The following is a 12,275-nucleotide window of genomic DNA, read 5'->3' on the forward strand; positions in this document are numbered from 1 at the left end:
CGTCATTGTAGGCCCGCACACGTCAACTGCCCGATTTGCTGTCGGTCAATCAGCGTCGCGCGCGAGCTGCGCCAATTGTGCGCGGGAAGTAATGCCAAGTTTGGCAAATGCGTTGTGCACGTGGGTCTTCACCGTGTGCGGGGAAAGGTGCAACTCGGCGGCCACGTCGCGGTTGGTTGCGCCCTGTGCGATGAGATTGATCACCTTGAGTTCGGAGTCGGTGAGGCTGTCCCAGCCGGTTTTTGCCCGCGGTTGGGCGACGATGCGCCGTTCGACGCCTAGTCGGCGCAGCGCGCGGCCGACCCGGCGGGCATCGGCGAACGCCTCGCACTCGACGTAGGTGTCGAATGCGGCATTAAGCTGAGCAACCGCCGCATCATCACGATCGATGTGGGCGAGTTCGGCGCCAGCATCCTCTGCAGCGCCCGCGTAGAGAAGCGGCCGCGACGACGATTGAAGCAACTCCGCGGCAGCCACCAATGCTGGGGCGTCACGCCCGAGTATCCCCCGGGCATATCGGGCAACCCCTGAAAACAGCGGAACCGCGGGCTGCTCGCACTCCAGCACGTCGGTGGCCTGCAGAACCCGTGCGCGCAACCCGGCATCACCGGCGGCCGAAGCCACCCGGGCGCCCAAGATCACCAGATCTAAGACCTCAGGGGTGAGTGGTGTTCCCAGCAGGGTGATGTCGCCGAGCCAGCGCATCGCGTCATGGACGTCGTCGCGCTGCCACGCCGCCAGCGCGAGCACCTGCGCCGCCGCGCGACGTACCGTAGATCCCCCGGCGGGGTAGGCGTTACGAGCATCATTTGCCATATGCTGCAGCAAGTTTCGGTCATCGGTGTGCACCGCCACTTCGGCGAGGACCGCCATGCGGATGACCTCCAGGTCGGTCGCAACCGGCGCATGTGGGCGCGGCGAAGGTTCGACCGCGGCGCGAGCGGCAGCCAACCGGCCCGCGGCGAGATGGACCCAGCCGTCAATATCCGCCCAGATATCAAGGGCCATCGCATTGTGTTCCCGGCGGGCTTGCTCTATTCCCTCGGCGACCTCGGCTGCAGCGTCGTCCAACCGGCCGACAACCGCCAAGAGGTTCGCGTGGTGCGCTGCAACCAAGCCATCGGCTGCCGTCGGATCACTTGCGTGCGCAAGCGCGTAAGCCCTCTCGAGCCGGCGCAGGGCTCGGTCCGCATAGCCGTCCGCGCAGTCGAGACATGCGAGGGTGACATCGGTTACGATCCTCGACTCGAGATCGCCCGTCGATGCCGCGACCGCGGCGGCCTCGTCGGCCGCCCCACGGTGTCCCTCGCGTTGGTCGAACAGCAGGTTGTATGCCAGCAAGGCCAGATGGCGTGCCCGGGTGACGTCGGTGATGCCGCCCAACTCGAGCGCCCGCCGATTCTCCTCCACGCGCCGCTGGGCGCTGTGCTTGGTGAGCGTCGGAAGCCGGAGGCGAATCTCGGCCTCTTCTTCGGGCGAGGTCGCCTCCGAGAGGGCCGCAACGGCCAACTCCTCGGCCTCGCTGTAGCGGCTGGCCCGGTTGAGCAGTTCCACCGTTTCGGCGACGAGCGACCCACGCTCAGTGTCGTCACCGGGCAACAGTTCCAATGCGCGCCTGCACAAGTCCGCGGCTGCGCTGGCATCGCCGCGGCCAACCGACTGAGCGGCCTCCCGCAGCGCGCCGACCGCCTCCCTGTCGCCGGGCTCTGCGCTTCGCGCCAGCTGGGTGGCCACCTCGGCGGGGGCGGCGCCGATCCGCAGCATGACTGACGCAGATTGGCGCTCCATCGCTCGCCGCAGAGACTGGGGCAACGACTGCCTGGTCGCCTCACGGAGCAAGTCGTGCCGAAACCTCAGCCGCTCACCGTCTTCCACGAGCAGATCAGCGCGCACCGCCTCTTCGAGCGCCGACAGCAACGACGCCGGCGACCGTTCCAACATCGCGGCCAGTAAGCCTGCCGAGAACCGGTCCGGCAGTACTCCGGCCACCCGCACCACCTCCGAAGCATCCTCGGAGAGCAGGTCCAATCGCTGCTGCATACCGACGCCCAGCCGTCGCGGCAGCGTATTTCCGGTGGCTATCACTCGCCCGCCCCTGGCGTTCAGCCGGTCTTCCTCGGCCAGGCCCTGCACAAGCTCGCTGACCAGGAACGGATTACCGTGCGCTTTGGCAGCCAGATTCAATAGAGACTCATCCGCGGTCGCCCGCACGACGTCTTGGACCATGTCGGCGACCGCATCCGGCGTCATGGCCCCCAATTGCAGGAATGTGGCATCCGCGCGTTGCAACACCGACAACGTCTCGTGCACCGCAAAGCCGCCAGCCCCGGTGCGCGCAGTCAATACCCACAACACGGGCGCATCCGGCCGCGCGGTGGCGAGCGAGCGCAGCGCCAACAGCGTGCCGTTGTCGGCCCAGTGGATGTCCTCCAACAGAATCGCCAGCGGGGTCTGTGCGGCGGCGGCATAAATAGCGTCGGCCAAATCGTGCACCACCCAGTAGCCCAGATCGGCCGAGCCACCTAGTTGGCGCAACGCCTCGGCGTCTCCCACCCGGGGATCAGCGTTGAGTGTGGCCATGAACAGCGAGAAAAACGGCACCGTCTGCTGGTACTCGAACGCCTCCCCGAACAAGGTGCGCACGCCAGACTTCTCGGCCAGCACCAACACCTCGGTCAGCAACCGACTCTTTCCGATGCCGGGCGGCCCTTCCATGACCAGCACGCCGCCGCGGCCCTGGGCCACCGCGGTAACGAGTGCGCCGATCTTTTTCAGCTCGTCTGCCCGCCCTCGAATCGGCGGGGTGACCAGGCGTTGGCCCCCGGTATCGAATAGGCCGGCTGGAGGCCCCATCGAGTGTCCTGTCTAGGTCTAATTACCGGAGTCCCATTGCAGTGCACGTTATCGCAGGCCGTACACGCCATCAACGAGATTTGCTGTCGATCAATCGGCGCCGCGGATGAGCTCGGTCAATTGGGCTCGGGAAGTGATGCCGAGCTTGGCAAAAGCATTGTGCACGTGTGTCTTGACGGTGTGAGGGGAGAGTTGCAGTTGCTCCGCGACGGAGCGGTTGGTCGCGCCGTCGGCGATGAGGTTGATGACCTTGAGTTCGGAGTCGGTGAGGCTGTCCCAGCCCGTTTTTGCCCGCGGTTGGGCGACTATGCGGCGTTCGACGCCGAGTCGGCGCAGCACGCGGCCGACGCGGCGGGCATCGGCGATCGCTTCGCATTCGGTGTAGGTGTCGAATGCCGCGTTCAGCTGGTCGAGCGCCTCGGCGTTGCGCTGTGCGCGGCTCAGCTCGCCGCCGGCGTCCTCTGCAGCGGCTGCGTAAAGCAGCGGTCGCTTCGACAAGCTAAGCGACTCCGCAGCGGCGACCAGTGCCTGGACGTCACGTTCGATGAGACCCCGGGTGTGCTGAGCGACCGCGGTGAACAAGGGGACCACCTGCCCCTCGCGTTCGAGCACCTCAACGGCGTCCAGCAGACGCGCTAGCAGGCCGGCATCCCCGGCGGCTGACGCCACCCGGGCGGTCAAGGTCAGCTGATCCAAAACCGTAGGCAAGAAGGGTGTCATGAGTATCGAGATATCGCCCCCGAGCCAGCGCACCGCCTCATGGACGTCGTCGCGCTGCCATGCCGCCAGTCCCAGCAGGCCCGCCGCCTCCCGACGTACGGCGGGCGAACCGTTGGAGTAGGCATCGCGCGCCGCACTCGTCGTCTCTAGCAACAACGTTCGGTCGTCGGTACGCGCCGCGACCTCCGCCAGGAGGAACATGCGCCTCGCGTCTACGTAAGTCGACCCCGTTCGATCCGGCGCCGGCAGCCATTCGATGGCGGCCCGGGAAGCCGACAGCCGGCCCGCGGCCACCTCCACCACCCCTGCCGTCAGAGCCCAGATGTGAAGCGCCATGCCGTCGCGTTGCTTGCGGGATTTTTCCATGTGGCCTGCGACCAGTGCCGCGGCATCTTCCAACCGTCCAACCACGGCAAGCAGATTTGCCAGGTGGATCGCAGCGAGGTGATGAGCGGTTGCATCGCCCTCGGGGGTCAGGGCTTCAAGTTCCTCGACCCGGTGTAGCGCGCGGTCCGCGTACCCGCTCGCGCACTCGAGACAGGCAAGCGCTACTCCGGACAGGATGTTCGCCTCAAGATCGCCGGTGGATGCAGCGGCGGCCGCCGCCTCGTCGGCTGCCGAGCTGTCATGTCCATGTTGGCCGTACATCGCCAGGTTGTACGCCAGCCATGCCTGATGTCGTGCCCGCGTGATGTCGCTCACGTTGGGCAGCTGGAGGGCGCGGCGGTTCTCTTCCATGTGTCGCGATGTCGTATCGGTGGTTACCGTCGGGAGCCGGAGGCGAATCGCGGCCTCTTCCTCGGGCGTCAGCGCGGCAGACAGCGTGCTGCTGGCCAACCTTTCCGCCTCCTCGTAGCGGGTGGCCCGATTGAGCAGCACGATCGTTTCTGCGACGAGTGGCCCGCGTCCTGGATCTTGGGGTAGCAGGAGCTCCAACGCGCGGATGCTCAAATCCGAGGCCGCGCCCGGATCGCTAGCGGCCACCGCCTGTGCGGCTTGGCGGAGCGCGGAGATCGCGGCCTGATCGCCCACCTCGGCGCTGCGGGCGAGCTGCGTGGCGACCTCCTCAGGCGCGGCCCCCGTGTCCAACATGATGGTTGCCGATTGCCGCTCCATCGCCCGGCGCAACGACTGGGGCAAGGATTGCCGCGTCGCTTCGCGCAGCAGATCGTGACGAAACTTCAGCTGATCACCGTCCTCGATGAGTATGTCTGCGCGCACAGCCTCTTCGACCGCCGATACCAGGGCGGACGGTCGGCGTTCCAGCATCGTGGCGAGCAGCTGGGCCGAGAACCGGTCAGGCAGCACTGCGGCTACCTGCACCACTCGGCTCGCGGCGTCGGAGAGCTGGTCAAGTCGCTGCTGCATGGTGTCGTTGAGCCGTCGGGGCAAGTCCTCTCCGGTGGCGACCGCTCGGCCGCCGCTGACAGCGAGCCTGCCCTCCTCGTCCAGTCCTCGCACCAGCTCCGTCAGCAGGAAAGGGTTGCCGTGGGCCCGGCCCGCCAAATTCAGGAGAGACGCATCGGCGTTGGCTCGCACGGCGTCCTGCACGATGTCGGCGACCGCGCTCGGTGTCATAGCCGCCAAGCGCAGAAACCTGGCGTCCTCGCGTTCCAGCGCGGTCAGTGTCTCGCGAACGGCGGGTCCGCCGGCGCCGGTTCGTGCGGTGAGCACCCACAGCACCGGAACGTCGGCTCGCGTCGCGGCTAGCGACCGCAGCGCGAGCAGCGTGGCGTTGTCCGCCCAGTGGATATCCTCGAGGACGATCGCCAACGGTTTTCGCGACGCGGCGCCATGTATGGCGGCTTGCAGATCGCGCACCACCCAGTAGCGGACATCGGCCGACGCGCCCAAGCGACGCAAGGCCTCCGGGTCACCAACGGGAGGATCCGCACGCAGGGTCGCCATGAAGAGCGAGAAAAACGGTACCGTCTGCTGGTACTCGAAAGCCTCGCCAAATAGTGTCCGAACACCGGCCTTCTCGGCGAGCGTCAAGACTTCGGTCAACAAGCGGCTCTTCCCGATGCCCGGTGGTCCCTCGATGACCAGCACGCCGCCGCGTCCCTGAGCGACCTCCGCGATCAACCCCGCGATCGCCTTCAGCTCATCCGCCCGACCACGAATCGGCGGTATCTGCAGGTTTCCTGACATCCTTGCGGTGCTCACGCGAACCGCCGCCCCCCGACCTGACGTCGGCGGGCGGAAGACCTCCCCGTTGTGTCGTCCACAGTTCTCGCCACCGTAAGCGCTGGTAGTTAGTCTAGGCGCTTTGGTTCGCCCAGTTTGCTCTGAATCGCGTTCGACCAGTTGTTGCGACGGACCCGGCGCATGCGCCGGCCCGGATGTGCGGGGATGATCTCCGGGAACGTGCGTGGTAGAAGCAACCGGGTTGACTCTCATCGGAGCCTGCTCTCAGACGGGGCGGTGAGTAACCTGCGATTGAAGTTGGCGCAGGCGACGTGAACCAGCGGCCGTGTCGCCCCGAATAGCCGCTTCATGCTGCCACCTGGACTTCCACCGACAGGTAGTCGGCTATGCCGTGTGTTGCCGGCCAGTCCCCATTGCGCGCCGCTCGGCCGAGCAACTCTACTAATGGACTGCAGGCGCCCAACTCGGCCAGCCATGAGGCCACCGTCGGCGCGATGTCATCTGCTTGGACGCGCACGGTACGACCGTCGTGTAGGCGATCGGTAACCTGATAGGTAGTCATTTCACCCTGCCTTCGCTGGATCATGTCGCGGCTGTCGCACTGCATCGGGCGGATCGTGCGGTGTTGCCTGCTCACCGTCACCCTTTCGATGAGTTCGATGTATTAGCTGACGTGATCCATCACACCCTCGCGGGCGTATACTGAGCGTCTCAATCTGAGCAGGTTTGCGCGTCTCAATCTGAGACGTCGGTAGTGGGGGCGGCCGCACCGCTGGGTCGGAGAGCGAGGTCCATGCGTCGATGAGTTTGCGGGGCGACGTCCAACTCAACGTTTGCCGGGTGCGGGAACAGTTCTTGTGCGAGGGCTCCTTGGGTGGGGAGACCTTGCCACCAGGCGTGCTCGGCTCCTGGCGTCGGTCGCAGGCCCTGCGGGTAAACCCCGACCGGGTCGAGCTCCCGTATGTGCGTGAACCAAACACCGGCTCGCGGCTGGCGCGTGCGGCAGCGCCGGTGCTGCAGCGCGTCACCGATGACCTGGCTGCGCAAGCCGTCAGCGTCGTCCTGACATCAAACGACGGGGTGGTGCTTGAACGGACCGCCGCAGAAGTGTCCATCCTGAACGCGTTGGACACGGTGAGCCTAGTGCCGGGCTTTGGTTTGTCTGAAGAAGTGGCGGGCACCAACGGGATTGGCACCGCACTGGAGACGGGGCGGCCCGCGTTCATCCGTGGTGGCGAGCACTACGTCGAAATGTTCACGGGTTTCTCTTGCGCGGGGACGCCGATCCGAGATCCTATAACGCGCAGGATAATCGGTGCCGTTAATCTGAGTTGTCGGGCCGACGACTCCTATCCACTGTTGCTTGCGTTGGCGACTAGCGCCGGTCGCGAAATTGAGGACCGCATGCGGGTGCTGGCTCATGAGGGTGAGACCGCGCTGCTGGAGGCGTATCTGCAGCAGGCGCGGCGGTCTTCTGGCGGGGTCCTTGCGATCGGTGGCGACGTGGTGTTGATGAACCCCTATCTGCGTCGGACACTTCACGGTAACGATCAGACCGTGCTGCTCGAACATGCCTCGGAACTAGTCAGCTCCGCGCTCTCGGGCACGGCGCTGGCTGTTCTGCCAAGCGGGCACGTCGCCAAGATTACTGCCGCCGACCGCTCGACGATTAGCTCTGGTCGGACCAATGGCGTTTTCCACGTTGATATTTCGTCCCAGACAGACTCACGGCGCCCTCAAATCGCCGCTACGGCGCGCACACGCATCCCTGGCCTGGCTGGCCGCGATGGCGCCTGGCTGCGCTGCTGCCAGGAGGTGCAGCAGTGCTGCAGCGACGGTCACTGGGTGATGATCGAGGGAGAGAAAGGATCCGGTCGGGCGCGACTGGCCCAGGCGGTGGCGCAGCACGTGAAACCGGGCCGAACCGTTCGGGTGCTGCGTCCCAATACTTTCCCCAGCGCGACCCGTCTCGTCGCGGAGCTGGCGGCTGAGTCAGGCGATGAAGACTTCGCGGTGGTCATCGCCGATGTGGATGATATCGACAACGACACACTTGAATCGATCACCTCGATGCTGACCATGCGCGCAGGCCGGGGGTGGATCGCGGCGACCAAAAGTTCCGCGCCTCCTGCAGCACCGATCAAGGCGCTGTTGCAGCTGTTTACCCACACAGTCACAGTGCCGGCGCTGCGACACAGGATTGACGACATCAAGGAATTGGTGCCCGTGTTGCTGCGCGAGATCACTCGGGGTGCTGATGTTGAGCTGGCACCCGATGCTGTGCGCCAACTCAGCAGGCTGCCGTGGCCGGGGAACGTCGCTCAACTACGGCGGGTTCTGACCGAAACCGTAGTCCGCCAACGATCGGGCATTGTCGGCGCCGACAAGTTGCCGCCGGAGTGCCGATCCGTCACGCGGCGGAAGCTGACGCAGATGGAAGCCCTTGAACGCGACGCGATTGTTCGTAGCTTGCAAGACCACGGTGGCAACAAGCAAGAGGCGGCTCGCGCCTTGGGTATGTCGCGGGCGACCATCTACCGCAAGATAAACGATTACGGCATCGAGTAGCATCCCTTCAGTTTCGAGCCCAAAAGCATTGACTTGCAATCGTTATCGCGAAGTTGCCCCCGATTGCAGGTACGGCGCGTTGATGCCGAGAATGATTGACGGTAGCAATTACGACGGCTTGGCCGGTCTCCCGGACATCGATCTAGGCCTCTACTCGCCCGCCGCGGCAACACCATGATTCGGGCGCCGCGGTGCAAACATCGTCTAGATCGAGGACGGCAACCGCGGGCTGCATTGGGCCCGGACTGTGCGATCCGGCTACGGGCTGGTGTCCTCACCCGGGTGATTGACGCTGGTGGGTGAAGACAGCTCACCCGGCAGCCCGTCAGGCTTGACTGCCGACGGGCTCGACCCGGGAAGGTGACTGAGTTATGGGCGCAGAGTGCGGCGGTAAGCACTACGCAGTGGCCGGCGGCAAGCCGGCATCGGACGCCAAGCCGGCTCCACCTCATCGATCGCGGTGGCAGCGCCATGTATCTAGCGAACTTTGATCAAGCAATGACCGGAGCGCCAATGACGATCTTCAACAAACGCTTTCGTCGCCGCCGCACGGAGTCGGCCCGCCAGTTGCCGCATCGTCAACCTCTGACCGGGGATTGCTCAATTGCCCACGCGAGTTGGACTCCGCGCATCGACCTCAATGACTCGCGATACATAATCCGAAACACGGTCGGCGCCCAACGCGGGTGGAGGTGGGCCTGGGTCGGCGGCCTACACATCGCCATGAGACAAATCGTGGGATGGGCAATCGTGTTCCTGGCATCGTGGGGGATTGGACTAGTGGTTGCGGCGTGGATCGTTCCCGGAGTGTGGTTGTCGGTACCGGGGTTCATCGTCGGCGTGCTGGCGTTCGCCGTTATGCAGGCCATCCTGTCCTTGACGATGTTGAAGTTGCCTCGTGAGTACGCGTCGCTGCTCCTTGGGGGCACCGGCTTGGCATTGACGGTCGTCGCGTTGGTCCTCGCGTCGATATCGAATCACGGACTCTCTATTGATGGCACGCCATCCTGGGTGGCCACAACGGTTGTGGTGTGGCTCGTGACGACGATCGGGGCCATCACGGCACCTGAGTTACTCATCTGCGCCGGGGCCGACTCGACCTGACCTACACAGGCCGGCGCTGACGGGTGTACGCCGGTGGCCCACGTTGAGTTTCCGCATTTCGCGGGCTCACGCAATGAATAAGTCTTTGACATGTCGCAGGAGGACGGAGGGAGCGGTAATGGGAGACACGCATCACGATCCGACGGATCACTCTCGTACCACGCAACCGCACGCGGGCATCGCGGTAAAGGATAATTTTTTCTGGCCAGGCTTGATTCTGCTGACCGTAGCGACGTTTGGTCTGATCAGCACGGCGGCAGAAGCCGCGTACCGGCATTACGAATGGCTTTCCACCTCGATGCTCATTGCTGTTCTCGGCGCCGTCGCCGGAGCCCTGTGGATCGCGATTGAGTTGCGCCGGGTGAGGCGCATCGATGCCCAATGGGACGCTGAGCACCCAGGCGGTCGGACGCGCCCGCGCGCTCGCTGATCACATGAGCCGCGCACCCCATTGGCCGTGACGTTCACCGCGTCCTAACCGCAACATATTTCGCATTTCGGTCGGTGCCGAAATTTGTCGCGGGTTGCCTCGCTGCGTGCGATACAAGCAATAGTCGCCAAATCGCCCGGGTGAATCAGTTCGCCGGGTGATGACCCTTCATCCCACATCTGTGAATGCTGGCTTAGTACATGACGACTACCGGACCGATGGACCGGCCGCATATCGGATCTGCATTCGGGGCGCATTAGGCAGCGGCCGCTCGCGATAACGGTGCACGGCCAGGCTGTGAACACCATCGCCACAAATGGGAGAAAACCAGATGGAGCCTCGCCAATCTCAGCGATCGTCCGCAGAATACGGCTCGGCCGCCGCGCGAACACCAAAGCTTTTGCATCGAATCCGGGACGCCGCCGCCTCTGCGAGGCGTCGGGCGCATCGAAAAGGAGATGTCGCTTTGGACACCGTCCCGACGATCGAGGATCAACTTCACGCGCTGCAGCCGGTCTGTAGTGCCCAGGCGTTGTCGACCGGCATTACGTGCGGTGCGCCGGCGGTGGCGGTAGCCGAGATACACGCCGTCGACGGATGTGACCAGATGGGGCTAACACCCGACGGTGACCTCGTCGAGACGCTGTGCCAAACCTGCCTGGATGTCGTCCAGTGGGCGATGGCGACCTACGTCGGCGACAAACGCGAGATCGCGTCCCGATGTGGCACCCACCCGGTGTGTGCGACGTGCGGGCGTCCCACTGGATATCTGCGCAGCGTCTTCGGTGTGCGCCCGATCGGGCACGGGGGGCCGGCCTCGTGAGCAGCCTACGCATCGCCGCCCTGTTTCTGGCTGTGGTTTCGGGGGATTACGCGACCCTCAGGTTGATTTACGGCCGGCTAGCCGATTTCGGCGTCTCCGTCACCGTTTGCGCGGGATCCTTGGCCGCAGCGGGGTTGATCGCACATGCCGACCACCGGCGCCGCAGGACGGTGGCGCGGGGACGAGCGGCCGTCTGGGAACGCCGTGATCAGCAGGCGGCCGCCACCGAACATCGGTGTCCGTCATGTGGAGGCGCTGGCCAAAAAGCGAGTGACTCACCACGATTCGTTGAACGGCAGCGCGCGCGCTTATGCGGCGCATGTGCGCCGGCCCTCAACCCGGAACCGGCGCGATGAGCCTGCGACCTGTCTCAGCGCCAGTTCCACTGCGTGAGCAACGCGAACGGGTGGGCCGGCGGACGGCGAGCCAGGCCTTCGTGTCACGTGGTTCATTGTGCCCCGGTCCGAAAGCGCGCGGGGCACGAAAAGTTCGACGGTACCCGGTCCGCGCCGCCGCCGTCGTTGACGTCATCCAGGACGGTCCGAGCATCGCCGCGCGCATCGCCTGGCTGAGCGCACGGCTGATGATCCGGCCCGCGTTGAGCGTGGGGAGCCACCTGCCCTCGGCGCCGTGGCCATGGGGCGCCGTCGAGTATGCAGCCCGGGCCGTCACACCGGCACCAGGCACCGTCCGCGCAGTTATCGGACTGACGCATTGCACCGCGCACCTCGTCCGTGCCGCCGGAGTTCGACCGGCCGACGGCACCCGCAGGGCTGTGCTGTATCTCCACGGCGGAGCGTTCCTGACCTGCGGCGCCTACTCGCACGGTCGACTGGTGAGCATGCTGTCCAATTTCGCCGACAGCCCCGTACTGGTTCCCAACTACCGCAAGATTCCCAAACATTCGATCAGCGATGCGATCGACGACTGTTACGACGGCTATTTGTGGTTGCGCCGAAAAGGCTATGAGCCTGAGCAGATCGTGTTGGCCGGCGATTCCGCCGGCGGCTATCTGGCGTTAGCGTTGGCCCAACGGCTCCTCGAGTGGGGTGAGGAGCCGGCCGCGCTGGTGGCCATGTCGCCGCTGCTGCAGCTGGCCAGACAATCCGAAACGGCCGATCCCAGCATCGGCTCCGATGCGATGTTTCCGCCCAGAGCGTTCGACGCCTTTCACGGCTTGATCACCCGCGCCGCGGCACACCGCAAAGCCAACGGGCATCCCGACGCGCTTTACGAGCCGCTCGATCACATAAAGCCCGGCCTGCCACCCACGTTGATCCACGTGTCAGGTTGCGAGGTGCTGCTTCACGACGCGAAGCTCGCGGCCCAACGACTGGCCAGCGCCGGCGTGCCGGTCGAGGTGAAGGTATGGCCGGGCCAAATCCACGTGTTCCAGCTCGGCGCGCCGATGATCCCCGAAGCCACCCGGTCACTGCGCCAAATCGGGCGCTATATCCGCGAAGCGACAGGCTAACCGAGTGATCCTGAGGTCAACGAAGATGGGTCGGGGCGTTCTAACTTGCGGTGGCAAGCCCATGATGCCCGCCAACCCGCCCAGTGACGCCCTTGGCACTCACCCGGGTGAACTAGCTTGCCGGGTGATGACGACTCACCCGCCGTCGGTGAACC

At 65.2% G+C, this 12,275-nt stretch carries 8 protein-coding genes; 5 read left to right on the forward strand and 3 right to left on the reverse strand.

The window, feature by feature from the left end; genetic code table 11:
• Positions 1–45: 45 nt before the first annotated feature.
• The 3 genes from A5673_RS14310 to A5673_RS14320 all read right to left on the reverse strand — a co-directional run bounded on the left by A5673_RS14310 (position 46) and on the right by A5673_RS14320 (position 6,328).
• The gene (locus tag A5673_RS14310) at positions 46–2,853 is read right to left on the reverse strand and encodes a helix-turn-helix transcriptional regulator (RefSeq protein WP_068233198.1); all 2,808 of its coding nucleotides are present in this window, start codon (positions 2,851–2,853) and stop codon (positions 46–48) included.
• Positions 2,854–2,943: 90 nt separating this feature from the next.
• A complete protein-coding gene (locus A5673_RS14315; RefSeq protein ID WP_082958734.1) occupies positions 2,944–5,724 on the reverse strand; it encodes a LuxR family transcriptional regulator in 2,781 nt (926 codons plus the stop codon).
• Positions 5,725–6,067: 343 nt separating this feature from the next.
• Positions 6,068–6,328, reverse strand: a complete 261-nt coding sequence (locus A5673_RS14320) for a hypothetical protein (RefSeq protein ID WP_231971100.1) — start codon at positions 6,326–6,328, stop codon at positions 6,068–6,070.
• A gap of 194 nt (positions 6,329–6,522) precedes the next feature.
• Here A5673_RS14320 and A5673_RS14325 point away from each other — a divergent pair, with 194 nt between their 5' ends.
• From A5673_RS14325 to A5673_RS14345, 5 genes are all read left to right on the forward strand, one after another.
• Positions 6,523–8,289, forward strand: a complete 1,767-nt coding sequence (locus A5673_RS14325; protein WP_068233204.1) for a sigma-54-dependent Fis family transcriptional regulator — start codon at positions 6,523–6,525, stop codon at positions 8,287–8,289.
• A gap of 513 nt (positions 8,290–8,802) precedes the next feature.
• On the forward strand, positions 8,803–9,393 hold the full coding sequence (locus A5673_RS30620) for a hypothetical protein (protein WP_369806485.1): 591 nt from the start codon (positions 8,803–8,805) through the stop codon (positions 9,391–9,393).
• A 118-nt stretch (positions 9,394–9,511) separates the two neighbouring features.
• Positions 9,512–9,823, forward strand: coding sequence for a protein UsfY (usfY, locus tag A5673_RS14335; protein WP_068233207.1), 312 nt, complete (start codon positions 9,512–9,514; stop codon positions 9,821–9,823).
• 466 nt (positions 9,824–10,289) lie between these two features.
• Positions 10,290–10,646, forward strand: coding sequence for a phosphoenolpyruvate carboxylase (locus A5673_RS14340; protein WP_231971102.1), 357 nt, complete (start codon positions 10,290–10,292; stop codon positions 10,644–10,646).
• A 436-nt stretch (positions 10,647–11,082) separates the two neighbouring features.
• Positions 11,083–12,120 carry an alpha/beta hydrolase fold domain-containing protein gene (locus A5673_RS14345; protein ID WP_082958737.1) on the forward strand — a complete coding sequence of 346 codons (1,038 nt, stop codon included), beginning with the start codon at positions 11,083–11,085 and terminating at the stop codon, positions 12,118–12,120.
• The last annotated feature ends 155 nt before the right edge of the window (positions 12,121–12,275 follow it).

The sequence above is a fragment of the Mycobacterium sp. E3198 genome, assembly GCF_001667015.1.
Classification (GTDB): Bacteria; Actinomycetota; Actinomycetes; order Mycobacteriales; family Mycobacteriaceae; genus Mycobacterium.

Excerpts from the sequence above, each read along its gene's own strand:
- A5673_RS14325 (WP_068233204.1), top strand. The coding sequence starts at position 6,523 with ATGAGTTTGCGGGGCGACGTCCAACTCAACGTTTGCCGGGTGCGGGAA.
- A5673_RS30620 (WP_369806485.1), top strand. The coding sequence starts at position 8,803 with ATGACGATCTTCAACAAACGCTTTCGTCGCCGCCGCACGGAGTCGGCC.
- A5673_RS14315 (WP_082958734.1), bottom strand. The coding sequence starts at position 5,724 with ATGTCAGGAAACCTGCAGATACCGCCGATTCGTGGTCGGGCGGATGAG.
- A5673_RS14320 (WP_231971100.1), bottom strand. The coding sequence starts at position 6,328 with ATGCAGTGCGACAGCCGCGACATGATCCAGCGAAGGCAGGGTGAAATG.
- A5673_RS14310 (WP_068233198.1), bottom strand. The coding sequence starts at position 2,853 with ATGGGGCCTCCAGCCGGCCTATTCGATACCGGGGGCCAACGCCTGGTC.
- usfY (WP_068233207.1), top strand. The coding sequence starts at position 9,512 with ATGGGAGACACGCATCACGATCCGACGGATCACTCTCGTACCACGCAA.